A 26,329-nucleotide genomic window follows, 5' to 3' on the forward strand; every position below is an offset into this window, starting at 1 on the left:
TTAATAAGGTGGTGCTGTTTTACCTCTATTTAAACCAGAACTTAGCAAATCTTGTGTAGTAGTTAATGTTGGTAAAAAAGAAGCTCTTTGTACTTGTTTTGTTTCTTTACTACTAAATTGATTTAAGAACTTCGTAAATTTAATAGGCTTGCCTTTACCTGAATACAAAGGTTCAAAAGCAACATCTGTAAACTTACCAATATTGGTTGCTGGCATAAATATTAAAGAATGCCTACCTCTTAATTTTTTATCTGAATGGTTTTTAGGGTATGCTGCAGAAAAAATTCTTAGACCTGTTAACTTAATCTCTTTCTCTTTAGATAGCTTTTCTAAATAAGCTATATATTGCTTTATCTGATCTATTTGGTAAAAATGAGAAATAGTTTCAATGGTATCTTGTTTACTTCCTGTAAATTCTTTTCTATATTTATTTAATACTTTTCTCTGACCAATATCATATTGATGAAACATACCTGCCATCTCTTTATAGGTAATTGTATTTTTTGGTCTAGCATCATTCACTACTTGTTGTTTATGATCACACTCAGAAGTACAACCAATTGCTAAAACTAGTATGGATAAAAAAAAGGATAATTTTAAAATAGGTTTCATAAAATAAGGTTTTAGTTAATTCCTTAAAAATACAATATAAATTAGAACTTGAGTATGTAATCTTAACATAGTACTATAAACAATTGATTATTATGCATTTAATTATAAACACAAAATTATTTCATAAAATAAACAGGGTGTTTTTCCCCTAAAAATTAGGAGCTTTACACTTGTTGTTATAACAAATAAAATAGTGATTTTTGACGTATGAATTAATTAAGAAAAAGTAATTTTTTAGGGGAAATTGCAAACAAACTATCTTTAAAATAGTTTGACTAAAAAAGCCTCAAAACACATTTGTTTTGAGGCTTTTTGTATACTAAAATTTAGCTTATTTAATCTGCTAAAATAATTGCTTTATTATCATTTAACTCTAAAGTACCTGAGTTAATTTTTAAAACTAATTTATCACTAATAGTTTCAAACTTTTCTTTAAACTTATCATCTAAAACAACGTTAGCTGCTTTTATAGCAATACTGCCTTCAGTTAAATTAGCAACTATAGGCGCGTGATTATTTAATACTTGAAACTCACCATCTGTACCTGGAGCAGAAAAAGAATCTACTTCTGCTGAAAACAGTATGGCTTCTGGTGTTACAATTTCTAAAAACATAGTTTTATTGGTTTTTAGTTCTTAGTTTTAGTTTTTGGTTAAATACGTATAACTCAAAACTTATAACTTAAAACTTGTTTACGCCTCTGCTAACATTTTTTCACCTGCATCTATTGCATCTTGTATAGAACCTCTAAGGTTAAAGGCAGCTTCTGGATATTTATCTAACTCACCATCCATTATCATGTTAAACCCTTTAATAGTATCTTTAATATCTACTAAAACACCAGGTATACCTGTAAATTGCTCAGCTACGTGAAAAGGTTGAGATAAGAAACGTTGTACACGTCTTGCTCTATGTACTACTAATTTATCTTCTTCAGATAATTCTTCCATACCTAAAATGGCAATAATATCTTGCAATTCTTTATAGCGTTGTAAAATTTCCTTTACTTTCTGTGCACAATCATAATGCTCGTCTCCTAAAATATCTGCTGTTAAAATTCTAGAAGTAGAATCTAACGGATCTACTGCTGGATAAATACCTAACTCTGCAATTTTACGAGACAATACAGTTGTTGCATCTAAATGCGCAAACGTTGTTGCTGGCGCTGGATCTGTTAAATCATCTGCAGGTACATAAACTGCCTGTACAGATGTAATAGAACCTTTTTTAGTAGATGTAATACGTTCTTGCATTGCACCCATTTCTGTTGCTAATGTTGGTTGATATCCCACTGCAGAAGGCATACGACCTAATAAGGCAGAAACTTCTGAACCGGCTTGTGTAAAACGGAAAATATTATCTACAAAGAAAAGTACATCTTTTCCTTGACCATCTCCTGCTCCGTCTCTAAAATATTCTGCTATTGTTAAGCCAGATAAAGCTACACGTGCTCTTGCTCCTGGTGGCTCATTCATTTGTCCGAAAACGAAAGTAGCTTTAGAATCTTTCATACCTGGTTTATCTACTTTAGATAAATCCCATCCTCCTTCTTCCATAGAATGCATAAAATCGTCTCCGTATTTTATAATTCCAGACTCTAACATTTCACGCAATAAATCGTTTCCTTCACGAGTTCTTTCTCCAACACCCGCAAATACAGATAAACCTCCGTGTCCTTTTGCAATGTTATTAATTAACTCTTGAATTAAAACAGTTTTACCTACACCTGCTCCACCAAATAAACCAATTTTACCACCTTTTGCATAAGGTTCTATTAAATCGATTACTTTAATTCCTGTAAATAAAACTTCTGTAGATACAGATAAATCTTCAAATTTAGGAGCATTTCTATGAATTGGTAAACCATCTTTACCTTCTTTTGCTAAGTTTCCTAAACCATCAATAGCATCTCCAGTTACGTTAAATAAACGACCGTAAATATCATTACCAATTGGCATTTGAATTGGATTACCAGTAGCAACTACCTCAGCACCTCTACTTAAACCGTCGGTAGCATCCATAGAAATGGTTCTTACGGTATCTTCACCAATATGTTGTTGTACTTCTAAAACTAAAATAGAACCATCGGCTTTTTTAATTTCTAATGAATCGTAAATTTTCGGCAATTCATTCTCTGTATTGAATTCAACATCAATTACTGGCCCAATAATTTGAGAAACTTTTCCTGTTGCTGTAGACATTTGTATCTAATTAAATTTGTTAATTGTTTTGAGATTTATCATCTCATTTTCAGGTGGCAAAGGTAATTCTTTTGATTGTAATTAAAAAAGTTTTTTTAAGTAAAAAGAAACTAGATTCCATAAAAAAACCTCATCTAAAAAGATGAGGTTTCTTAATTAATAATTTAATAGAATTATTTTTTGTTAGTTACTTTAACTACAACTCTTCTATTTTGAGCTCTTCCTGCTCTAGTTTTGTTTGTTGCGATAGGCTCTCCTTCTCCATAACCAATAGATTGTAATCTAGTTGTTGGAATACCATTTTTCACTAAGTAATCTCTAACAGCTGTCGCTCTTTTTTCAGAAATTCTTAAGTTTAATGCTGCAGAACCTTGACTATCTGTATGACCTTCGATTAAGAAATTAGCATTAGGATAATTCTTCATTACTTTAACTATTGCATTTAACTTAGAAGTTACACCTGGCTTGAAAGAAGATTTACCAGAGTTAAATAAGATTGCTTTAGCAAACTCTCCTAAAGAACTTTCTGCTTCTTTTGTAATTACAGCTGCTGGACAACCTTTATTAGAAGCAACACCTGCAACATTAGGACACTTATCATCTTTATCTAATACGCCATCTTTATCAGAATCTGGCCAAGGACATCCACTGTTAGCCATTGGACCAGCTTGATTAGGACACTTATCCTTTTTATTGATAACTCCATCTCCATCAGAATCTGGACAACCTTTGTTTGCTTTAGTTCCTTTTTCATTTGGACACATATCATCTTTATCAGCAACTCCATCTCCATCAGCATCTGGACAACCATTCATAGCTGCTAAACCAGCTACATTAGGACAAGCGTCATCAGAATCTTTGATTCCATCACCATCTGCATCAGGACAACCATTGAATTCTTTTAAACCAGCAACTTCTGGACAAGCATCATCTTTGTCATATACACCGTCTTTATCAGTATCTTTACCACCAAATCTGATTACTAAACCTAAAGTAGTTTGGTAATGCGTTCTAATATTATCTGAAAAACCTAATTTAGTTCCTGTTTGAAAGTTTAAACCTAAGTTATCGTTAAACCAAGTATTAAAACCAACACCCGCATTTAACATTCCTTCTCCTACAGAATCAAGATCAACATAACCACCACCTAAATATACATAAGGATCAAACCATCCAGTTTCTCCAACCAGGTGATTTAAGTCATACTTTACAATTGCATCAACAGCCCAATAAAGGTCATTAGCATCATTTTCTGCAAGAATTGTTTCAATTTTATTTAAAGAACCTGCTAATTGTAAAGAAAAGCCTTTATTTAAATATTTATCTGCGGATATTCTAGAGATAGATGGAATTACATTCCAATCTGTATTCCCTAGTGCATCTTCTACTTGAGTACCAAAGTCATCAGAACCGTAGAAATCTACAATATTCCCACCAAAGCCAATAGCCCATGGATTGTTTTCATCTTGTGCATTTATGTTACCAATTGCGGCAAACATAAACAAAGCTATCATAGCTAATTTTAAATGTTTCATTATCAAATTTTTAAATTAAAAGTTCGTTATTTTAAGAACAAAAGTAAGTTGTTAAAACTTATCTACAAAGATAAATCTACAAAAAATTCAAAAAACTGGTAACTTTTAATCAATTCTAAATAAGTTATGGTTTTTTTTAATAGGTTTATAAAGGGTTTACCTTTTTATAACTTTTATGACGTATTACAAACAAAAATTTACTTTTTTTGATAATTAGAAACTAGATATTTAATTGTAACAATAGTATTTCCAATTATACTTCAACAATTTCAATCTTCTTATTAATATATAGTAATATCTTTTTTATGACTGTAAAATTCATTGTTTCTAACACTTTTTGATATTTTAACAATTGCTGATGATGCTCTTTATAAGGAGCGCCTGTTTTATAATCTATAATTATAATTTGATTCTTAGCATTAAAAACCAAACGGTCTGGTATAATTACTTGATTGTCTATATCTACAATTTCTCGCTCATTATATGTAATTACATCTTTAGTAAAATACTCTTCTAATTGTGGATGGTTTACCACTGTAAAAACGCTAGTTTGTATATAGGTTAGCAAACTTTCTTCTATTAAACCTTGATTGTAATAGTTTTGAATAACAGTTTCTGCATCTTGTTTTACTTTAATTTTTGAAAAAATTTCGTGCAATAAATTACCAAAATCTATTGCTTTACTTTGCTCTGCATTCCATAATTTAGCAGAACTTGCTAATAATACAATATTATGCTCTTGCCAAGGTGTGGTGGTAAATTTTTGATGAATTTCAGTTTTACTCACCAATTCCTTTACAACACTTCTTCTTTCTTCATTTCCAAAAGTGTAACTTTTTTGTTGATCATTCCAAAGATTAATTTGCTTTAAAAAGTTAATAAATACACCAGAATAATGTTTGAGATTTTCGTCTCCATTTTTTGAAACTTTATAATCTGTTATAATGTGTAATTGCTCTACTGCTCTTGTTAGCGTTACATATAGTAAATTAAAACTATCTAACTCTAAGGCTTGGCTTTTTTGGTTAAAAATTTCTAGTCCTCTATCACTTACATGTTGCAGATTACTATAACCATCTACTAAAAGCTCCTTAAATTGTCCAAAAGATGCTGGTAAATCATCTAGCCAAACTTTGGGGGTAATTTCATTATAAATAGCTACATCAAAAGGAAAAATAACTACTGGAAATTCTAACCCTTTAGATTTATGAATGGTCATAATTTGCACAGCTTCTGTACTTTCTGGAGCAACAATACTTAATGTATTGCTTTTTAAAGTCCAAAAATCTAAAAAATCTTGAATACTAGTTTCTTTGCGCTGTTGTTCTAAAACCACATCTAAAAAAAACTGAATGTAAGCGTCTGATGCGTTTACCAATTTAAAACTTCTAACAATAGTTTCTATTTTTTCGTAAAATGGCAATTGTAAAAAACTAGATAGCTCAAAATTAATAGTATATTTTTCTAAAGATTTAAAAAGAGTAAAATTATCAGCTTTTATATAGGTTTCTATAAATTGATGTTTCTCTTGAGCAATCTCTAAATGCTCATGCAAAAAGTACAATATTTCAAATCTACTTTCTTCATCTATATTGTTTTGTATTGTTTGTAATAAATTAATAATGAACTTAATTTTTACATCATTCTTTAAAAGCAATGTTTCTGAGGAAACAATTTTTATTCCTTTTTCCGTTAAAAAATCTGCTATTGCAATTCCATCTTTTTTTGTTCTAGTTAATACACAAATTTCACCAAGCTTAAACCTATCTTTTAAATTAAGAATTCGTTCAAAAACCTTTGTAGGGTATTTTAATTTATCGTCTTCTTTATTTGCTAATTTTTCCAAAAACTCTAAAGAAACGTAGCCACCTTTCTTAGCATTTTCTTTTTGTTGATTGCCTTCTGTATAAATATTTTTATAGACTTCATTTTGAAGAAAATTAGCGGCATGCTGAAAAAATTGGTTGTTAAAATTGATAATTTCTGAATAACTTCTATAATTTGTATCTAATTCTTCTACTTTTTTATCAATTTGAAAAGGGTTATTACCTAAATTCCCTTTTATTCCTAAACCAATAAATTGTTCTGCTTTACCACCACGCCATCTATAAATGGCTTGTTTACCATCACCAACCAACAATAAATTACTACTTTCTTGCGCCAAGGCATTATCTATAAGTGGAATTAAATTTTGCCATTGTAACTCAGAAGTGTCTTGCATTTCATCTATAAAATAGTGCATAAATCGCTGGCCAATTCTTTCATATATAAAGGGTGCAGGTTGGCCTTTTATATTGTCTGAAATTAACTGATTAAACTCTGCATTTAAACGAATATTATTGTCTTCTTTTATTGCATTTAGCTCATTATTAATATTATTTAAAACTGCTAATGGTGTAATACTTTTTAGTGCCAATTTGTTTAAAAGATACAATGCATATTTCTCTTCAAACAATGTTTTAGATTGATAATAATATTGATGCAATTGCTCCTTTATATCATCAATAATATCTTTAGCTAATGGTGTAGTTTTAGCTCCGTATAAATTTTTATCCTCTTCGATATTTTTATTTAAACGACCTTCAAATTTGATATCTCCATTCTTTAAAAATGGTAATTTTTGAAATTTTTCGAAATGTTTTGGGTAATCTCCGTAACTAAAATCTGTTGAAGAAAGTCCATTATTATCAATAAATTTTAAAACCTTATCACTAATATCTTTAAATTCTTTTTCTATCTGACTATTGATTTTTTGTAGTTTAGTCTTTAAACCAAAAAAATCATCTAACTGCTTATCTGCCAAATTTCTAAAATGCTTGGTGTCATCTTCATTTAAAAGAATTTTAGCAAATTCATTTAAATCTCTAGAAATATCCCAAGATTTATCATCATCGGTTTTGTCTAGGGTATACGTTATAAGTAATTTTGTAAGCTTTTGATCTGTACCAATTTTAGATAATAAAATATCTACTGCTTCATTTAGTAAAGAAATGGCGTCCATTTCTACTTCAAAATTTAAAGACAAACCCAAATCATAGGCAAAACTTTTAATAATTTTATGCGTAAAACTATCTATAGTAGTAATAGAAAAAGCAGAATAATTTTGAAGAATAGCATCTAAAATCTTTTTACTACGTTCTTGAATGGTGTTAAAATCTAAATTTGTTTCCTTAATAATATGAGACAACAAATCGTTGCTTTTGCCTTCAGAAAAAGTTTCTAAGTTCGCTAAAACACGCTCTTTCATTTCGCCTGCAGCTTTGTTGGTAAAGGTAATTGCCAACACTTTCTGAAACATAAAAATATCATCAGAAATTAATAATACTTTAAGGTATTTTTTTACTAAAGTAAAAGTTTTGCCACTTCCTGCAGAGGCATTATAGACTTGAAAATTTGAAGGTTGTTGCACAATTTATTTTTAAAAACAATTTGTACGAATTTAATGAATAAAAAACATAGAATTACAGGTAGTTCGCTATAAAATTAAAAAAAATCTAATTTCAAAAGCCTAAAAAATAATTATGCGTAATATTTCAAATTGATTAAGTATGTAAAGTGTATTTAAAAACTGTTTGTGCACTATTTTTTTTGAATAAGGATAAAGTTACATTTATCCAAGCCCAACATCTAAAGACATCATTACAATAAAGCCACCAATAAAACCAAGCGTGGCAATATCTGTATATTTATCTCTTTGTGTTTCTGGCACAACTTCTTCAATAACCACAAAAATCATAGCACCTGCTGCAAAAGCTAATGCATAAGGTAAAATTGGTGTAAAAAAAGATACTGCTAAAGCTCCTAAAACAGCTGCAACTGGTTCTACAACTGCAGAAAGCTGCCCATACCAAAAACTTTTTAATCTACTAACACCTTGCCTTCTTAAGGGCATTGCAACAGCAAAACCTTCTGGAAAATTTTGTATTCCTATACCAATTGCTAAAGAAATTGCAGCTATAATCATTTCTGTTTGCTCTACACCAACTAAAGTTGAGGCTGCACCAAACAGCACACCTACTGCCAAACCTTCTGGAATGTTGTGCAACGTAATTGCTAAAACCAATAATGTAGATCTGTGTAATTCTGTTTTTACGCCTTCTGCTTCGTTTTCTTTAAAATTAATATGTAAATGTGGTAAAATTTTATCCATACCAAATAAAGATAAAGCTCCCAATGCAAAACCAATTGCTGCAGGAATAACTTTTACAAAACCTTCTCCAGGACTATTTTCTATTGCTGGCGATAGTAAACTCCAAAAACTTGCAGCAACCATTACACCACCTGTAAAACCCAACATACCATCTAAAACAGCCCTGTTTAATTTTTTAAAAAAGAAAACCAAACCTGCACCAGCTGCTGTTAAACCCCATGTAAATAAAGAGGCGTACAAGGCGCCTTGTATAGGATTTTCTTTACAAAAATCTACTATTTGATCAAATGTAATCATGCCTTTTTAATGTATAAGTTATTTGCTATTTTATTTGAGATTGATAATTTTTTATCTTGAATAGATATCTGCAAAGAATCATCAAACTCTTCTTTTTCTAAAACGGTTATTTTTTCGCCTAAAATAATACCTTTTTTGTCTAAAAACTGTAAAAATTCAGACGAAGAATCATCTACTCCAACACAAATACCACATTCATTTTTTTGCAAGGTAGATAATAAACTCTTTTCTATAGTTTTTAAATTCCCATTCTTATCTGGAATTGGATCTCCGTGTGGATCGTGAGTTGGAAAACTTAAAAAAGCGTCTAACTGATTAATTAATTTTGGCGATTTTATATGTTCTAATTGTTCTGCAACCTCATGCACTTCATCCCAAGAGAAATTTAATTTTTCAACCAAAAAAACTTCCCATAAACGGTGCTTTCTAACAATATTTGCTGCTGTTTTTTTTCCAAATGCTGTTAACGTAACTCCTTTGTACTTTTTATAAATAACCACTTCTTTCTCAGAAAGCTTTTTAACCATATCTGTAACAGAAGATGCTTTTGTTTCTAATTGTTTGGCTATGGCATTGGTACTAATTCCTTTTTCAGAATCTAACTCTAAATGATAAATGGTTTTTAAATAATTTTCTTCTGAATGTGTAAACATCAAACTTTATTTAGATCACAAAGATAAACTTTTTATTTTTATTAAAATAAATTTTTAGACTAACCTAAAAAATATATTATATTTGCATAAAATAAATTTTATTAATTCTAAATTAATACAATACGTTATTTTAAAATTGAATTAAAAAATGAAGATTAAAACACTCTTAACCCTATTTACACTATTAATTTTTGCAAAATTAGCTGCACAAAATACTACTATTTCTGGTGTTGTAACTGCAAAAGGAGAACCCATACCTTTTACCTTTGTTTATGTTAAAGGCGGCACAGAAGGCACCAATACAGACATTAATGGGCTGTATACTTTAAATTTAAAACCTGGCAAAGACATCTTAATAGAAGTAAGTTCTCAAGGATTTAGAAAAATATCAAAAAAAATATCAATCAAAAAATATGAGCAACAAAAAATAGATTTTGTACTTATTGAAGATCGTTTAGGCTTAGACGAAGTTGTAGTTAGTGCCACTAGAAACAGGGTAGAAAAACGCAACGCACCTGTTATTGTTTCTTCTATAAAACCAAGATTATTAAATGCAACACAATCTATCTCTGTAGCAGAAGGTTTAAATTTTGCACCTGGTGTACGGGTAGAAAATAACTGCCAAAATTGCGGATTTACCCAAGTAAGGTTAAATGGTTTAGAAGGCGCTTATACGCAAGTTTTATTAAATAGCAGACCAGTATTTTCTTCTTTAATTGGCGTTTATGGTTTAGAACAAATTCCCACAAATATTATAGACAGAATAGAAGTGGTTAGAAGTGGTGGCTCTGCACTTTTTGGCTCAAATGCCATTGCAGGAACTGTAAATATTATTACCAAAGATCCTATTTTAAATACTTGGGAAGTTGGCTCAAATCTGGCATTAATTAATGGTAAAGCTGCTGATAAAGTACTTACTTTTAATAGTTCTATTGTTGCAGATGATCTTAATAGTGGTTTCACCTTATTTGGCAATTACAGAAACAGAGAAAGTTTAGATTTTGATGGCGATGGTTTTACAGAATTAGTAGCACTTAGAAACAATACTGTTGGCGCAAAGGCTTTTCTTAAATCTAATAATAGAAGTAAAATATCTGTAAATTTAAATGCAATTAACGAGTATAGACGTGGTGGAAACCAATTAGACTTAGCACCTCAATTTACAGACATTACAGAAGAATTAAATCACGATACTTTTATTGGTGGCGCAGAATACGAACTAAATAGTAAAGATTATTCTAAAAAAATACAATTGTACACTTCTGTATCTAACACCAATAGAGACAGTTATTATGGTGGTTTAGGTGGCGGCAGAACAAGGCAAGACAGCATAACTGCAAACAATGCTTTTGGTACCACCAAAGATTTGGCTTGGGTAAACGGTTTGCAGTTTACAAAAAATTACAACAGAGATGTTTTAACAGTTGGTTTAGAAGCAAACCACACTGCAACAGAAGACATTATTGCAGGTTACAATAGATTAATAGACCAAACTGTTAATGCTTTTGGTACGTATGCACAATATGAGTGGAAACCAACTACAAAATTTACAGCTTTACTTGGCACAAGAGTAGACAATGTAAATGTAGACGGCGCCTATCGTGTTGGAAATGTAGCAAGAGAAATTTCTTTAAACCAAACGGCACTTTCGCCAAGACTTACCTTTTCTTACTTGTTTACAGATGCTTTAAAATTTAGAGGTGGTTATTCTCGTGGGTTTAGAGCACCACAAGCTTTTAATGAAGATTTACACATTTCTAGCGTTGGTGGCGAGCCACAATTTGTAATTCTTTCAGAAGATTTAAATACAGAATATTCTAACGCCTATACAGGTTCTTTTAATTATTCTGAAACCAAAGGTTTGGCACAAATGGATTTTTTAGTTGAAGGTTTTTACACTGTTTTAGAAAACCCATTTACCTTAGTAAGTACTGGTAATGTTTTGCCAAATGGTTCTATTTTAGAAGAAGTTAGAAACGGATCTGGAGCAAAAGTTTATGGTTCTAATTTTGAAGCAGGTTACTCTCCAAATCCTAAATGGCAATTTCAATTGGGCGGTACTTTACAAAAAGCCATTTATCACGAACCACAAGTTATTTTTGAAACTGATGGAACTGCAGGAGAAACAGATATTATTATAAACGAATTTACAAGAACACCTAATTTATACGGTTATTTAAACGCAACTTACATTCCGTTAGAAAAATTTAATGTAGATATTACAGGTACTTATACAGGTAGCATGGTAGTACCTATTGTAGTTAGCGATAGTGGTTTTTTACAGTTAAATGAAACGCAATCTTTTTTCGATTTGAATATAAAATTAGAATCTCACATAGATTTTTCTGATGATTTTATGATAACCTTTTCTGGTGGTTTAAAAAATATTTTTAATAGTTTTCAAGACGATTTTGATACGGGTCCAACCAGAGATTCAGATTACGTTTATGGCCCTGCAGCGCCAAGAACGGTATTTATTGGTATAAAATTTGGTAAATTACATTAAATATAAATTCATGAGAATTACATTTAGCTTGCTCTTTATATGTTGTCTTATTTTTTCTTCGGATGAAATAAAAGCACAAAACCAAAAAGTTAATTGGTTAACTTTTGAGCAGTTAGAAGATTCTTTAGCCATTAAACCCAAAAAAGTTTTTATTAACTTTTATGCAGATTGGTGCGCCTATTGTAAAAAAATGGATGCTACTGCATTTAAAAATCAAACGGTAATTACACTTCTAAATACTAATTTTTACGCTGTAAAAATGGATGCAGAGTACAAAAAAAACATCACCTTTGGTGGTAAACTATTTAAAAACAAGCAACTTAGTAAAAGTAGAAGACCTATGCACGAAATACCACTACTTTTAGGGCAAAGACCAAACGCTAATTTTTCTTTGCCGTTTACTATTATTTTAAATCCAGATTTTACTGTGATTCAAAGAGATTTTGAATACATTTCTCCAAAAAATATGATTGCTATTTTAACAAAATCTAAAATCTAAACACCTAATTTTTAACTACACAAAATAAAAGAATTACCTCTAAACAAAATACCAAATAGGTTTTTATGGGTTTTTATTGATTTTGGTATTACCTTTGTCTAAAATTTACCCAATTGAGCAAGCAGCATATTGTAAACCAATACCAAACGTCTGCGAATGTTTCGCAGTTAATACAACAGCTACAACAAGAAAACAACCCTATTGAAATACAGAATTTGGTAGGCTCGTCGTTGTCTTTTGTAATTTCTGAAACCTTTAAAAAAACAGAAAAACCCTTTCTTTTAATTTTTAATGATAAAGAAGAAGCTGCTTACCATTTAAACGATTTAGAGCAATTATTAGGTGATAATAATGTGCTTTTTTACCCAGGCTCTTACAGAAGACCTTACCAAATTGATGAAACAGATAATGCTAATGTTTTATTACGTTCAGAGGTTTTAAACAGAATTAATTCTCGTAAAAAACCTGCTGTAATTGTTACTTATCCTACGGCTTTATTTGAAAAAGTAGTTACCAAAAAAGAACTCGATAAAAACACATTAAAAGTTACCGTTGGCGAAAATTTATCTCTAGATTTTGTAAATGAAATACTTTTTGAATACAAGTTTAAACGTACAGATTTTGTTACAGAACCTGGAGATTTTTCGGTTAGAGGTGGTATTATAGATGTATTTTCTTTTTCTAATGATGAACCTTACAGAATAGAATTTTTTGGCGATGAAATTGACAGTATTAGAACTTTTGATGTTGCTACACAACTATCTACAGAGAAACTGAAAAAAGTTTCTATAATGCCCAATGTAGAAAATAAAACCTTACAAGAAAATAGAGAAAGTTTTTTAAAATACATTGCACCTAAAACCATCGTTTTTGCCAAAAACTTAGATGTTTTAAAAGGTAATTTAGATAAGTTTTTTACCAAAGCAGAAACTGCTTTTAACGATTTATCAAAAGAAATAAAACATGCAAAACCATCTGAATTGTTTTGTGATGGCGCTTTTATCATCAACCAATTAAAAGCATTTACGTTAGTTAATTTTGATGCAAAACATCATTCTGAACTTATTTCAGACGCTAAAGAACTAGTGTTAAATCAAGTTGAAGACACCATTAAATTCAATACCATACCCCAACCTTCTTTTAACAAGCAATTCAACTTACTAATAGATAATTTAGAAGAATACCACAAAGGTGGTTTTACCAACTATATTTTTTGTGCTAATGAGCAACAAGCCAAACGTTTTCAAGATATTTTTGAAGATTCAGAAAAAAAAGTACATTATGAAACCGTAGTTTTTCCTTTATACCAAGGTTTTGTAGATGTAGATCAAAAATTGGTTTGTTATACAGATCATCAAATTTTTGAACGTTACCATAAGTTCAGACTAAAAAATGGTTATGCAAAAAAGCAAGCCATAACCTTGCAAGAACTTAACAAACTAGAAATTGGTGATTATGTAACGCACATGGACCATGGAATAGGGAAATTTGGTGGTTTGCAAAAAATAGATGTTCAAGGTAAAAAGCAGGAAGCTATAAAATTAGTTTACGGAGAAAGAGATATTTTATATGTAAGCATTCACTCGCTTCATAAAATTTCTAAGTTTAACGGTAAAGATGGTAAAACACCTAAAATTTACAAATTAGGTTCTGGCGCTTGGAAAAAAATAAAACAAAAAACCAAAGCAAGAGTAAAACATATTGCGTTTAATTTAATTCAACTATACGCAAAAAGAAAATTACAAAAAGGCTTTGCTTTTGGTCCAGATACTCACATACAACATGAGCTAGAAGGTAGTTTTATGTATGAAGATACTCCAGATCAATTTACGGCTACACAAGCTGTAAAAAATGATATGGAAAAAGAACAACCAATGGACAGGTTAGTTTGTGGAGATGTTGGTTTTGGTAAAACAGAAGTTGCCGTTAGAGCCGCTTTTAAAGCTGTAGATAATGGCAAGCAAGTAGCCATTTTAGTACCTACTACTATTTTGGCTTTTCAACATTACAAAACATTTTCTGAGCGTTTAAAAGATTTTCCTGTTAAAATAGATTATTTAAACCGTTTTAGAACTGCCAAACAAAAAACTGCGGCAATAGATGGTGTAAATGATGGTGCTGTAGATATTATAATTGGTACACATCAATTAACCAATAAACGTTTGCAATTTAAAGATTTAGGACTTTTAATAATTGATGAAGAGCAAAAATTTGGTGTTGCTGTAAAAGACAAATTAAAAACCTTAAAAGAAAATGTAGATACTTTAACCTTAACTGCAACTCCAATTCCTAGAACTTTGCAGTTTAGCTTAATGGCTGCAAGAGATTTATCGGTTATTAAAACTGCGCCACCAAACAGACATCCTATAGAAAGTAACGTCATCCGCTTTAGCGAAGAAACCATAAGAGATGCTATTTCTTACGAAGTTTCTAGAGGCGGACAAGTATTTTTTATTCATAATAGAATAGAAAACATTAAAGAAGTTGCTGGTTTGTTACAAAGATTAGTGCCTTCTGCAAAAATTGGAATTGGACATGGACAAATGGAAGGCAAAAAGCTAGAAGCATTAATGCTTGGTTTTATGGCTGGAGATTTTGATGTTTTAGTATCTACAACCATTATAGAAAGTGGTTTAGACGTACCCAATGCCAACACTATTTTTATTAATAATGCCAATAATTTTGGATTGTCTGATTTACACCAAATGCGCGGTAGAGTTGGGCGTTCTAACAAAAAAGCATTCTGTTATTTTATTACACCACCTTATCATATGATGACAGATGATGCCAGAAAACGAATTGAAGCTTTGGTGCTGTTTTCTGATTTAGGATCTGGAATAAACATTGCCATGAAAGATTTAGAAATTCGTGGAGCTGGAGATTTATTGGGCGGAGAACAGAGTGGTTTTATAAACGATATTGGTTTTGATACCTATCAAAAAATACTACAAGAGGCTATTGAAGAATTAAAGGAAAATGAATTTTCAGATTTATATCCAACAGATAATAGCAAACCAAAAGAATATGTAAAAGAAGTAACCATTGATACTGATTTTGAGATTCTTTTTCCTGATGATTACATTAATTCTATTACAGAAAGATTAGCACTATACAACAAACTAGGTACTTTAGAAACCGAGGAAGAACTGCAAGTTTTTGAAACTGAAATTATAGATCGTTTTGGAGAGATTCCAACACAAGTAGCAGATTTATTAGATTCTGTGCGTATAAAATGGTTGGCTAAAAAGTTAGGTTTAGAAAAGGTTATATTAAAGCAAAAAAGAATGTTAGGGTATTTTGTTTCTGACCAACAAAGTGATTTTTACCAAACAGCAGCATTTTCTAGTATGCTAAAATATTTGCAAAACAATAGTAAAAGTTGCGTAATGAAAGAAAAACAGACCAAAAACGGACTACGTTTGCTAATTACATTTATAAGAATAGATAGTGTAAAAACGGCTTTGTCTGTTTTGCAGAAAATATAACCAAAACACGTTTTCTTTATAATGAGATTATCGAAATTTAAATGAAGAATTTCAATAAAAAATTGAAATTAAAAACCTAAAATTAACCAAGTAATTTATGTGAGATTTCTCCATAAAGTCTAAATGACAACTATTAAAAAAAATGGAAAATTCACACATAAAAAATTTATCACTACTACTTTTAGCAACACTTTTTATTAGCACTTCTGGCGTTTTAGGTAAATACATAGCATTACCTGCAGAAGTAATTATTTGGTTTAGAGGTGGTTTTGGTGCCTTTTTTATATTTCTATTCTGTAAATACAAAAAGGTTAATCTTAAGATAAATTCTAAAAAAGATGGATATTCTTTTTTAGTAAGTGGCGCATTTATGGCAGCCCATTGGGTTTCTTATTTTTATGCGCTTAAGCTTTCTAATGTTGCTTTAGGCATGCTTTCTATGTATACTTTTCCTGTAATGACCGCTTTTTTAGAGCCTTTTTTCTCTAAACAGAAATTAAACGCGATTCATGTTTTGCTAGGTATTTTAGTACTCATTGGAGTGTATATTTTAGTGCCAAATTTTTCTTTAGAAAATGACGAAGCTAAAGGAATTTTATTGGGCGTATTTTCTGCTTTATGTTATGCATTAAGAAATTTAACTACAAAAAAGCATGTGAAAAATTACAACGGCAGTATGATTATGTTATACCAACTAATTATTGTTGCTACATTGTTACTACCAGTGTTGTTTTTAAGTGATGTTTCTAATGTACAAAGTCAGTTGCCTTTATTGGTATTAATTGCACTTTTAACTACAGCAATTGGGCACACTATGATTGTAAATTCGTTACAACATTTTTCTGTAGCTACAGCAAGCATAATTAGCAGTGTACAACCTATATTTGGTATTATTATTGCCTTTATTTTTGTAAGAGAAATACCTTCTTTTAACACCTACATTGGTGGTGGATTAATACTTTTAACGGTTGTTATTGAGAGTATTAGAAGTAAAAAGTAAAATTATTCCGCTTTTATTTTCGCTATAAATTCATCAACAGAAAGTGCATTATCTACAGAAAAATCTCCAATTTTAGTTCTTCTTAAAACTGATAAATGTGCGCCAGAATTTAGTGCTTTTCCATAATCAAAGGCTAAAGAACGGATATAAGTTCCTTTGCTGCAAACTATTCTAAAATCTACTTTTGGTAAATCTATATTTGTAATTTCAAACTCGTTAACAGTTACAGTTCTTGCTTTAATTTCTGTAGTCTCTCCTTTTCTGGCTAATTCGTATAAACGTTTTCCATCTTTTTTAATTGCCGAAAAAATGGGTGGTTTTTGTTGAATTTCGCCTATAAATTGTTGCGTAGTTTCTTGTAACAATGCTTCTGTAATATGTTCTGTGGAAAAAGTTTTATCAACCTCCGTTTCCAAATCATAACTTGGTGTAGTTGCACCAATTGTAAATGTACCTGTGTATTCTTTAATTTGTCCTTGATACGTATCTATTTGTTTGGTTTGTTTGCCTGTGCAAAGAATTAGCAAACCTGTAGCTAAAGGATCTAAAGTACCAGCATGCCCAACTTTTATTTTTTTAATATTGAAGCGTTGCTTTATTTCCCAACGTAATTTATTTACTACCTGAAAAGACGTCCAAGTTAAGGGTTTATCAATCAGTAAAACTTGTCCGTTTTTGTAGTCTTCTTCCGTCATTAAAATAAAATTAGTTGAAAATTAATTTAACAAAGCATATCCAATTGCAATGGCACCCACAACTGCGCAATAAATAGAAAAATAAGATAATTTACTCTTTTTAACTAGTGCAATCATCCATTTACAAGCTAGTAAACCTGATAAAAAAGCCGCTATAAAACCTATGGAAATCGGCAACATTTCTGATGATTGAAAATTTAAATCGCCACTTAAAACATCTTTACCTATTTTACCAAAAATTAAGGGCACTACCATTAAAAAAGAAAATTTTGCAGCTCTTGTTCTATCAATACCCAATAAAACCGATGTTGAAATGGTTGCACCAGATCTAGAAATACCTGGCAACATGGCAATTGCTTGTGAAATACCAATGATCACAGAATTTCCAAAAGAAACTTCTTTGTTTGTGTTTTTGGCTTTATCTGCTAATAATAAAAGCACTGCAGTTACTAAAAGCATTATACCTACCAATAATATTTTACCACCAAAAAAAGATTCTAATTGTTCTTCAAAAAGTAGTCCTACAAAAACCGCAGGAATCATAGAAACAATTATTTTTAAAGAGAATTGCAATTCTTCATTCCATTTGAATTGAAATAATCCTTTGAAAATTTCTAAAATTTCTTTCCTAAAAATCACAATGGTGCTTAAAGCGGTTGCAAAGTGCAAAACCACAGTAAACGTTAAACTTTCTTCCGGTACAGAAGTGTCACCTAAAATAGCTTTTGCTAGTTCTAAATGGCCACTAGAAGAAACAGGTAAAAATTCGGTTAATCCTTGTATAATACCAAGAATTATAGCTTCTAAAATATCCATTATTTCTATTTATTTGGATTTGCTAAAATGGCATAAATTTCTATTCCTAAACCTAAAATAACCAAAGTTGGTGCCAACCTAATTCTTTGCCAATTGTAAATTTCTTCATTAAAAACATTTGGGTCATCACTACCGCCACCTGCCATAAAAATAAAGCCTAAAGCAATTACAACTAAACCAATTAGCATAATTATATAATTCTTTTTACCAAATAAAAATTGGGGTTTCTGTGTGTTTTCTTCTTTCATATTTTTAATAATGAAGTTCGTCTGTTTGTAAATTTAAAAAACGTTGGGTAGCTAAAAAAGTACTAGCATAAGTAATTACAATTGCAGCAATTATAACGCCAACAGCTAAATAACCTAAAGTAATATAATCTTTTAAAAGCCCCAAGCTTGGTGCTAATTTATCTAAATAAAAAATTACAGCTACTAAACCAATTAAAGCTACTAATGCGCCAATAAAACCTAGTTTTATACTTTGCCAAATAAATGGTTTTCTAATAAAACTTTTTGTTGCGCCAACCATTTGCATGGTTTTTATATTAAAACGTTTTGCGTAAATAGATAATCTTATAGAGCTGTTAATTAATATAATGGCAAGTAAGGCAAAAAAACCACTAATTACCAACAACCAAAAGCTTATTCTTTTTATATTTTTAGTAATTAAACCAATTAAAACTTTGTCATAAGTAACGTCTGCAACAAATGCGTTTTTTAAAAATTTAGTTTCTAAAACTTCCATTTTTTCTGGTGTCACAAAATCTGCTTTTACATAAATATCTATTCCGTTTTTTAGCGGATTTTCACCTAAAAACTTCATAAAATCTTCGCCAATTTCTTTACTGTATTGCTTTGCAGCTTGAGTTTTAGAAGTATAAATAATTCTTTTTGCAAAAGGTTCTTTTTCTAATGCAGCCTTAAAACTATTTATCTGTTTCTTACTTACGTTGTCTTTTAAAAATAAAGTAATGGCTACTTTTTCTTTAATTCGGTTTGAAACTAAAGTAGATTTTAACAAAATTAAACCTAAAATACCCACCATAAAAAGTACCAAAGCAATACTAACTACAACAGATATGTAAGAAGATGCTAAGCGTCTTTTTTGATATTTTTCAAATTTAGAAGCCATTTTTGGTTTGATTTTTAAACGCTGGCAAGATAATAATTAGTAAGCAGTTGGCAGTAACTCTTAGCAGTATTTTAACGAACATTGTATTTTTTAGACAATCTTGGTTTGCAATTGATAATAAAAACAGCGCTAAAAAGCAGGATTAGGTCTATCTTACTCTTTAAAACACTGTTTTAATGTGTTTTAAATTTAATTCTCTTTAATTTCCTGACACAACTCTATTAAAACTCCGTTGGTGGTTTTGGGGTGTAAAAACGCAACTAATTTGTTATCTGCACCTTTTTTAGGTACTTCATTTAAAACGGTAAAACCTTCGTTTTGTAATCTTTTTATTTCTGATAAAATATCATCTACAACAAACGCAATATGGTGTATGCCTTCCCCTTTTTTGTTGATGAATTTCGCAATTGGACTTTCTGAGTTTGTTGCCTGCAACAGCTCTATTTTGTTAGCACCTGTTTTAAAAAATGAAGTTTTAACACCTTCTGAGGCAACCTCTTCTGTTTTGTAATGTGCTTCTCCAAAAAGTGATGCAAATAATTTATTAGAATCTTCTAAATTTTTTACTGCAATACCAATGTGTTCTATTTTATTCATGTAGTAAAAGTAGTAATTCTTATAGAATCATTTTATAATTAAAATTGTTTGAATTTTTAAAATGGGTAAGCTATTAAAAACATCGCTTTGCGCTAATAAATTTAATTTGCAACAAGATATTTATAAATAATTACCTAGCGTTTATCAATAAATTATCTAGTTCATACGTTCCATCAAAATCTTCATTACCATTCCCTGTGTATTTAAAGGCAATATAAACGCTGCCATTATATTGTGATAAATCTATAAAAGTTGAGTTTATAAACGTTGCAAAATCATCATTATTAGCAGCTATTCTTGCAGGTAATACTTGCCAATTTGCAGTTGTAATGGTAGTTGTTCTGCCATCCCAATCTTCAGAAATTAAAACTTCCAAAGTGCTACCATCTGCAAAAGATGTAGAGGTTTCAAAAGAAAGATATTCTTCTGCAGTTGTATCTAAATTTATCGCTTTTGTAATTAACCAAGAAATAGTCTCATCGTTGCCAGAACGAAAAGAACCAATATTTGCAGCGTTACTTTGAGAATCATCATCAAAATAAGAACGCCAAAATTTTGTACCTTTTTCATTATAGTTTGTCCAACCTTCAATATTTATATTTCCAGCCGTATTTTCAAAATTTTCTTCTAACAAAATGGTTTGATAATCTTCTATAGATTTTGGCGTACATCTAGAAGCTGTCATGTTTACTTCAGTTGCATTATTTAAAACCAAAACCGTAAAATCGCCACCAAAATCTTTGGTAACCACTGCATTTATAGTGCCACCACCTTTGGGCAATGCTAAATTAGCAAAATCTGAAAAAGAACTTGTTTCTACAAAAGCCTGCACGAGACCTAAACCTTCACAAGTTTTTATAATTCGTTTGGTATCAAAATCTTCTTTAGGATCTATAAACGCTTTACCTGTAACATCTCCCGCAAAAAAGGCATTTGCAACAGTTACATAGGTACCTAAATTTTCTGGATTTGTAACCCCACCTAAGGTGACTAACTTAGGCACAATAACTGCTGTTGTTTTAGCTCTAAAAAAATGATTTTCTAACTGATTTCTAGTAATATTATCTATTTCTCTGGCATCAAAAAATTTAGGTTTACCGCCTATTGTTGTAACACCATCTCCAGCATTAGTTTCGCCAAGATACAAACCCTTTAAACGAATATAAATTGCTCTACCAAAATTGTATTTTGCATGAATATTATTTAAATTTAAAACAATTTTAATACCAGATGTTGGGTTTTCTGGGGTGTCTTGCATGTAAAATTCTCTAAAATAATTACCACTTTCATCATCTGAAACAACATACCCTTTTATTACAATATTAGATACTATTTGCCTTGGGTTACTTCCAGAAATGTATAATTTCTTTAAATCTTTAATTGATTTTAATTCTATGAAACCTTTATCTATACTGTCTAATAAAACCGTTAATTTTTGATTTTCTGCTTCACCTAAATTCTCAGGAACTGTAAAATCTCCATCTTCTACACAAGCTGTGAAAGAAATTAGCGCAATAAATACTAATCTTAAGCTCAATGTTATTCTTGTTTTTTTCTTTAATCTTTTCATTTTTTTATAAACTTAAATTTACATTTAAAAAGTAGGTTGCACCTCTACCATACCAATACCTGTTTCCAAAAACTGGTTTTTCTAATGCTTTATCGTCTCTTAATTGTCTAAAATTTGCGTTTCTACCTTGTTCAAAACCACCAGATATATATGCTGTTCCTAATAAATTATTTACAGTTGCAAATACACTAATGTACTTTCCTTTAATTCGCCAAGATTTACCACCAACTATATTTACCACCATATAATTATTAAAACGTTCTTGTTGTAATAATTCTCTGGCTAAAGTAGCATCATAATCATTAAATGGTAAACCGTCCGCATCTTCATAGAAATTAGAAGATCTGGTAAGAGGCGCAACATCTACATAAGTATTCGCAAAGAAATTTGTTGTAGCACCTACCCACCAATAATTAGGGTCTCTATATTCAAAACCAAAAGAATAAGCATTTTGCGGGCCAGCAGCTAATTTGTAATTTTCTAATTGTGCTACATAATCTTTAGACCTAAAATTACTATCAAAACCACCATTATTGGCAACATCAGAAGTTAAGTACAAATTTGGATTGTTGCCATAAGTAAATTGCCCAATTGAAGCTGCTCCTTTTAGTTTTATAGTGGATGTAATTTGCGCCTCTACCCCTAATTCTATTCCCAAATTATTTTTTTCTATTCCTGATAAAACTTCTTGCACAAAAGCTGTATTATCTCCACCAACGCCATCTGCAAAATAAAAAGAAATTTCTGTAGCATCTGTAGTATTGGTGTAATATGCTGTTAATCTAGAGGTAACCATAGGGCTTCTAAAAATATAGCTTAAATCTGCAGTTTTAATCTTTTCGCTTTGCAAATTATCTACAACCGTATTGTTTTCTCTAGAATTAGAAAACGTATTTCTAATGGTTGGTGCTTGCGTAATATAGCCTGCATTAACATCTATTAAATTACGCCCATTCACTTTATAGGTTACACCTCCTTTTACACCATAATTAGTGAAATTTACTTCTTCAGATTTTCCTAAAGAAGTATCTACAAATCTTCCATTTTGGTATAAACCTTCTCTTTGACTAAGAGTTTGGGTAAAACTAACTGCTGTATAGAAGTCTACTTTATGGTACTTAAACTGTGCCTGTGCAAAACTATTAAGCACCTTAGAAGTTAATTTAAAATTGTATTTAAAAGTATTGCCAACACCAACTGTTCTATTGGGATTTTGTAAGTTATTTTGTCTTTTATCTATAATAGCAGTATTGTCTGCAAAAGGATTGATATCTAAATAACCTATACCACCCAACAAATCTATAACTTCTGCAAAATTATGAGAGTTTAGTTTTCTGTATGATAATTTGCCGTTTACGGTAATATTATTATTAATTTCTGAAGTAAAAATTGAATTTGCAGTAAATTGTTGGTCGTCATTTCTATCTTCATACAAAACATAAGCAGCATTTTTACCTTCTGATGCTTTGGTAATGTTTGCGTCAAAGATAGCATTCCAGTTTAATTGCCCATCATTTTGAAAATCTTGCAGCGCTCTATAAGCACCTTCAAAATTGTTGTTTCTTAAATTAAAACTTGGTAAATATTGATAATAAGTAGGACTAGGATTTGCACCCTCATTAAAATCGATACGGCTATTGCCAATTTTACCCATTTGATAAGATACATTGGTTTGTAAACTTGTTTTGTTAGAAAAATCCCAAAAATGATTAAACATTACAATAGGTTCTGCAACTTCTTTAATTCTAGAATTTACTTTTTTTCCGTTTAAAAAGCCCCAATAATCATTGTAAGCAATTCCTTTAATATCAAAAACCTCTTGCGTATTTGGTGATGATTTTCCTCTTCTATTTGGTGCAAAAATACCTGTAAAAGTTATGCTATGTTTGTTGTTAACTTTTTTATCTATGGCTGTAAAAAGGGAATAGGCGTTATAGGAAGTACCTTCATTAAAACCTTCTAAACCAGCTCTTCTACTTCCAGAAAAACTAAATGCCCAACCACCTTTTAAAATTCCTGTAGCATGAGTAGCCATAACTCTATGCACATAACTTCTGTTAGAAGATGCATACGATATTCTTGTGCCCGCTCTTTGTTCTGATGCTCTTGTATTTATATTTGTTGCACCTAAAATGCCGCCAAAAGTATAATTAGAAGGCGCCAAACCATTGCTAAATTCCTGATTTCTTAACACATCATTTAAACCACCCCAATTGCTCCATTGCGCTCTTCCATCAAAGAGTTTATTCATTTCTACACCATTAATTAACACTTTACCATTACCAGAATCTAAACCTCTTACTCTAAAAAACGAAGAACTAAATTCAAAAGCGGCTGTTCTTAAAAAAATATCTTTAGTTGCTTGTAAAAGTCCTGCAATATTATCTGCCGCATTTGCATCATCATTTAACTCATCATCTGTTAATGTTATTAAACTTAAATCTTGTTCTTCTGTTGTGATTTTAGACAATAAAACAATACCTAAATCGATTAATTTTCCGGAAGTTAAAATTGGGAAAGTTTGGGTTTCATACCCTTCTTTTTTAATTTCAATCAACAAATTTTTACTGTTAAAATAATTTACAGCAAAACTACCATCCGCTAAAGTTTGGGTTGTATTTTTTGAGTTTTTAATGTTTACAGTTACATTGCGTAATGGTTTTTCTGTAGTATTGTCTAAAACCACACCTTTTACAATTTTTTGTGCGTTTGTAGTGGCAAAAAACAGCAACACAAAAATTGTAGATAAAATAACTTTTATCATAATTCTCTTTATTTTTCATTCAATTTAGCACTTAAATTTATACATTTTTTAACAAAAAACCTATTTTATTAGAGATTATTATTTTTGTTTGATATTTTTACAATAAAAAAAATAAAATATGATAAGAAAAACAATTATATTATTTGTATTGCTCTTTGGGATAAACAACACGTTATTTTCTCAAAAAAACAGTAAAAAATACACCATTAGAACTATTGCTTTTTACAATTTAGAAAACTTATTTGATACCATAAATGATGTTTCTATAAACGATGAAGCAAGCCCAATGATGGAATTAAAAACCAATAGATCTAACGTATATTGGCGTAAAATTGAAAATATGGCTTACACCATTTCTCAAATTGGCTTAGAAAAAGCAAAAACTAGTCCTGCAATTATTGGCGTTGCTGAAGTTGAAAATATAAATGTTTTAGAAGATTTGATAAAATCTGAACATTTGGCCAGTAAAAATTACGGTATTGTGCATTACGATTCTCCTGACAAAAGAGGAATTGATGTAGCACTGCTTTATCAAAAAAAGTATTTTAAGCCTACATATCATCAAACATTTAACCCTAATATTTATAGAAACAATACAAAAATTTATACGCGAGATCAACTGCTAGTTTCTGGTTATTTAGATGATGAATTCATTCATATTATAGTAAACCATTGGCCTTCTAGAAGAGGTGGTGAAGCCAAAAGCAGACCTTTACGTGAAAAAGCTGCTTATCAAAATTTAAAAATCATAGAAAGAATAAGGGAAAATGAAGCAAATGCTAAAATTTTAAGCATGGGCGATTTTAATGATGACCCCATAAACACAAGTTTTAAAAAAGTTTTAAAAACAAAAAAAAGAAAAAGAAATGTTGGTGAAAATGATATTTACAATCCTTACGAAGATTTATACAGAAGAGGATTTAACACCTTAGCTTACAGAGATAATTTAAATCTTTTTGATATGATTTTAATTTCTGCGCCGTTATTAAATCAAGAAAAAAAAGATTTTTCTACTTACAAAATGTACCAAGCTCATATTTTTAACAAGCGCTTTTTAAGTCAGAAAAAAGGAAAATTTAAAGGTTACCCGTTTAGAAGTTTTTCTAATGGTGGTTTTACAGGTGGTTATTCAGATCACTTCCCTGTGTATTTATACCTAATTAAAGCACAATTTTAAATAAATCAACTTTAATCTTTTACAAAAAAATTGATTGAAATTTAAAACCTTATAAAAAATTTAAAATCCTTTTTTAATTTTCTTGGTCAAATACAAATCTGCAATAGTTGGGTTTTCTGTGCAAGATTTTATTTGAATAAATTCATCGCCAACTTTTACATTTCCGGTTTGTAAAACTTTAAAATAAACACCGCAAAAAGTAGTGTTCCAAAATTGTTTTACAATTTTCATATCATTAAAACGTGCGCCTAATTTATAACAAGGATCTCTTTGAATGGTAGCTTCTAAAATGGTTTCGCCAACTTTAAAGGTATCTCCAGTATGTATATTTCTTTCATCTAAATCTTTAACAGTTAGGTTTTCTCCAAACATGCCAAAATTAAAATTTACATTTGGGTACTTTTCTTTCCAAAATGCATAGTGTTCTAAAGAATAAGCATAAACTGCCTGTAAAATTCCTCCATGATATTTTTTGTCAGAAATTTCATCACCTTTAACCGCTTTACTATTTAAAAATATTGAACCTTCTACAGGAGATTTGTAAATGCCCGTAAAAAACGTTTTATTTTTAAAAGTTACTTCTTTACGCGCGCCAATATTTGTCGAAATAATTTTCATGCTATTCTTATAAAACTGCTAAC

At 30.3% G+C, this 26,329-nt stretch carries 20 protein-coding genes; 5 read left to right on the forward strand and 15 right to left on the reverse strand.

Annotated features, from left to right (window positions below):
* The 7 genes from Q0762_RS00130 to Q0762_RS00160 form a co-directional block, all read right to left on the reverse strand.
* Positions 1-612 (reverse strand): hypothetical protein, encoded by a 612-nt coding sequence (locus tag Q0762_RS00130; protein ID WP_298762366.1) that lies wholly within the window; start codon positions 610-612, stop codon positions 1-3.
* 335 nt (positions 613-947) lie between these two features.
* Positions 948-1,226 (reverse strand): hypothetical protein, encoded by a 279-nt coding sequence (locus tag Q0762_RS00135; protein WP_298762368.1) that lies wholly within the window; start codon positions 1,224-1,226, stop codon positions 948-950.
* A gap of 78 nt (positions 1,227-1,304) precedes the next feature.
* Positions 1,305-2,813: a F0F1 ATP synthase subunit beta gene (gene atpD, locus Q0762_RS00140; RefSeq protein WP_298762370.1), complete on the reverse strand. Its 1,509-nt coding sequence runs from the start codon at positions 2,811-2,813 to the stop codon at positions 1,305-1,307.
* Between the two features lie 173 nt (positions 2,814-2,986).
* Positions 2,987-4,348 (reverse strand): OmpA family protein, encoded by a 1,362-nt coding sequence (locus Q0762_RS00145; RefSeq protein WP_298762372.1) that lies wholly within the window; start codon positions 4,346-4,348, stop codon positions 2,987-2,989.
* A gap of 253 nt (positions 4,349-4,601) precedes the next feature.
* A complete protein-coding gene (locus Q0762_RS00150; RefSeq protein ID WP_298762374.1) occupies positions 4,602-7,757 on the reverse strand; it encodes an exodeoxyribonuclease V subunit beta in 3,156 nt (1,051 codons plus the stop codon).
* 201 nt (positions 7,758-7,958) lie between these two features.
* On the reverse strand, positions 7,959-8,795 hold the full coding sequence (locus Q0762_RS00155) for a ZIP family metal transporter (RefSeq protein WP_298762376.1): 837 nt from the start codon (positions 8,793-8,795) through the stop codon (positions 7,959-7,961).
* Positions 8,792-9,448, reverse strand: coding sequence for a metal-dependent transcriptional regulator (locus Q0762_RS00160; protein WP_298762378.1), 657 nt, complete (start codon positions 9,446-9,448; stop codon positions 8,792-8,794). Before Q0762_RS00160 ends, Q0762_RS00155 begins: the two co-directional genes overlap by 4 nt.
* 148 nt (positions 9,449-9,596) lie before the next feature.
* Here Q0762_RS00160 and Q0762_RS00165 point away from each other — a divergent pair, with 148 nt between their 5' ends.
* The 4 genes from Q0762_RS00165 to Q0762_RS00180 all read left to right on the forward strand — a co-directional run bounded on the left by Q0762_RS00165 (position 9,597) and on the right by Q0762_RS00180 (position 16,938).
* The gene (locus tag Q0762_RS00165; protein ID WP_298762380.1) at positions 9,597-11,954 is read left to right on the forward strand and encodes a TonB-dependent siderophore receptor; all 2,358 of its coding nucleotides are present in this window, start codon (positions 9,597-9,599) and stop codon (positions 11,952-11,954) included.
* Positions 11,955-11,964: 10 nt separating this feature from the next.
* On the forward strand, positions 11,965-12,453 hold the full coding sequence (locus tag Q0762_RS00170; protein WP_298762382.1) for a DUF255 domain-containing protein: 489 nt from the start codon (positions 11,965-11,967) through the stop codon (positions 12,451-12,453).
* Positions 12,454-12,566: 113 nt separating this feature from the next.
* Entirely contained in the window at positions 12,567-15,938 is a 3,372-nt protein-coding gene (gene mfd, locus Q0762_RS00175) for a transcription-repair coupling factor (RefSeq protein ID WP_298762384.1), read from the forward strand.
* A 142-nt stretch (positions 15,939-16,080) separates the two neighbouring features.
* Positions 16,081-16,938, forward strand: coding sequence for a DMT family transporter (locus tag Q0762_RS00180; RefSeq protein WP_298762385.1), 858 nt, complete (start codon positions 16,081-16,083; stop codon positions 16,936-16,938).
* A gap of 2 nt (positions 16,939-16,940) precedes the next feature.
* Here the strand turns inward: Q0762_RS00180 and truB are convergent, their stop codons facing one another.
* The 7 genes from truB to Q0762_RS00215 form a co-directional block, all read right to left on the reverse strand.
* Positions 16,941-17,633, reverse strand: a complete 693-nt coding sequence (truB, locus tag Q0762_RS00185; protein WP_298762386.1) for a tRNA pseudouridine(55) synthase TruB — start codon at positions 17,631-17,633, stop codon at positions 16,941-16,943.
* A gap of 21 nt (positions 17,634-17,654) precedes the next feature.
* Positions 17,655-18,449: an undecaprenyl-diphosphate phosphatase gene (locus Q0762_RS00190; RefSeq protein WP_298762388.1), complete on the reverse strand. Its 795-nt coding sequence runs from the start codon at positions 18,447-18,449 to the stop codon at positions 17,655-17,657.
* Between the two features lie 5 nt (positions 18,450-18,454).
* Positions 18,455-18,697, reverse strand: a complete 243-nt coding sequence (locus Q0762_RS00195; protein ID WP_298762389.1) for a DUF3098 domain-containing protein — start codon at positions 18,695-18,697, stop codon at positions 18,455-18,457.
* Positions 18,698-18,701: 4 nt separating this feature from the next.
* Positions 18,702-19,580, reverse strand: coding sequence for a permease-like cell division protein FtsX (locus Q0762_RS00200; RefSeq protein ID WP_298762391.1), 879 nt, complete (start codon positions 19,578-19,580; stop codon positions 18,702-18,704).
* Between the two features lie 189 nt (positions 19,581-19,769).
* The gene (mce, locus tag Q0762_RS00205; protein ID WP_298762393.1) at positions 19,770-20,177 is read right to left on the reverse strand and encodes a methylmalonyl-CoA epimerase; all 408 of its coding nucleotides are present in this window, start codon (positions 20,175-20,177) and stop codon (positions 19,770-19,772) included.
* Between the two features lie 130 nt (positions 20,178-20,307).
* Entirely contained in the window at positions 20,308-21,747 is a 1,440-nt protein-coding gene (locus Q0762_RS00210; protein WP_298762395.1) for a DUF5689 domain-containing protein, read from the reverse strand.
* Positions 21,748-21,751: 4 nt separating this feature from the next.
* Positions 21,752-24,511, reverse strand: a complete 2,760-nt coding sequence (locus tag Q0762_RS00215) for a TonB-dependent receptor (RefSeq protein WP_298762397.1) — start codon at positions 24,509-24,511, stop codon at positions 21,752-21,754.
* 118 nt (positions 24,512-24,629) lie between these two features.
* On the opposite strand from Q0762_RS00215, the gene Q0762_RS00220 reads away from it, so the two are divergent.
* On the forward strand, positions 24,630-25,688 hold the full coding sequence (locus Q0762_RS00220) for an endonuclease/exonuclease/phosphatase family protein (RefSeq protein ID WP_298762399.1): 1,059 nt from the start codon (positions 24,630-24,632) through the stop codon (positions 25,686-25,688).
* A gap of 60 nt (positions 25,689-25,748) precedes the next feature.
* Here the strand turns inward: Q0762_RS00220 and Q0762_RS00225 are convergent, their stop codons facing one another.
* The gene (locus tag Q0762_RS00225) at positions 25,749-26,306 is read right to left on the reverse strand and encodes an MOSC domain-containing protein (protein ID WP_298762401.1); all 558 of its coding nucleotides are present in this window, start codon (positions 26,304-26,306) and stop codon (positions 25,749-25,751) included.
* Between the last annotated feature and the right edge of the window lie 23 nt (positions 26,307-26,329).

It is taken from the genome of uncultured Polaribacter sp. (assembly GCF_947495205.1).
Classification (GTDB): domain Bacteria; phylum Bacteroidota; class Bacteroidia; order Flavobacteriales; family Flavobacteriaceae; genus Polaribacter.

Coding starts and splice junctions, on each gene's coding strand:
- Q0762_RS00180 (WP_298762385.1), top strand. CDS start 16,081: ATGGAAAATTCACACATAAAAAATTTATCACTACTACTTTTAGCAACA.
- Q0762_RS00135 (WP_298762368.1), bottom strand. CDS start 1,226: ATGTTTTTAGAAATTGTAACACCAGAAGCCATACTGTTTTCAGCAGAA.
- atpD (WP_298762370.1), bottom strand. CDS start 2,813: ATGTCTACAGCAACAGGAAAAGTTTCTCAAATTATTGGGCCAGTAATT.
- truB (WP_298762386.1), bottom strand. CDS start 17,633: ATGACGGAAGAAGACTACAAAAACGGACAAGTTTTACTGATTGATAAA.
- Q0762_RS00215 (WP_298762397.1), bottom strand. CDS start 24,511: ATGATAAAAGTTATTTTATCTACAATTTTTGTGTTGCTGTTTTTTGCC.
- Q0762_RS00170 (WP_298762382.1), top strand. CDS start 11,965: ATGAGAATTACATTTAGCTTGCTCTTTATATGTTGTCTTATTTTTTCT.
- mce (WP_298762393.1), bottom strand. CDS start 20,177: ATGAATAAAATAGAACACATTGGTATTGCAGTAAAAAATTTAGAAGAT.
- Q0762_RS00220 (WP_298762399.1), top strand. CDS start 24,630: ATGATAAGAAAAACAATTATATTATTTGTATTGCTCTTTGGGATAAAC.
- Q0762_RS00155 (WP_298762376.1), bottom strand. CDS start 8,795: ATGATTACATTTGATCAAATAGTAGATTTTTGTAAAGAAAATCCTATA.
- Q0762_RS00130 (WP_298762366.1), bottom strand. CDS start 612: ATGAAACCTATTTTAAAATTATCCTTTTTTTTATCCATACTAGTTTTA.
- Q0762_RS00210 (WP_298762395.1), bottom strand. CDS start 21,747: ATGAAAAGATTAAAGAAAAAAACAAGAATAACATTGAGCTTAAGATTA.
- Q0762_RS00160 (WP_298762378.1), bottom strand. CDS start 9,448: ATGTTTACACATTCAGAAGAAAATTATTTAAAAACCATTTATCATTTA.
- Q0762_RS00200 (WP_298762391.1), bottom strand. CDS start 19,580: ATGGCTTCTAAATTTGAAAAATATCAAAAAAGACGCTTAGCATCTTCT.
- Q0762_RS00145 (WP_298762372.1), bottom strand. CDS start 4,348: ATGAAACATTTAAAATTAGCTATGATAGCTTTGTTTATGTTTGCCGCA.
- Q0762_RS00225 (WP_298762401.1), bottom strand. CDS start 26,306: ATGAAAATTATTTCGACAAATATTGGCGCGCGTAAAGAAGTAACTTTT.
- Q0762_RS00195 (WP_298762389.1), bottom strand. CDS start 18,697: ATGAAAGAAGAAAACACACAGAAACCCCAATTTTTATTTGGTAAAAAG.
- Q0762_RS00165 (WP_298762380.1), top strand. CDS start 9,597: ATGAAGATTAAAACACTCTTAACCCTATTTACACTATTAATTTTTGCA.
- Q0762_RS00190 (WP_298762388.1), bottom strand. CDS start 18,449: ATGGATATTTTAGAAGCTATAATTCTTGGTATTATACAAGGATTAACC.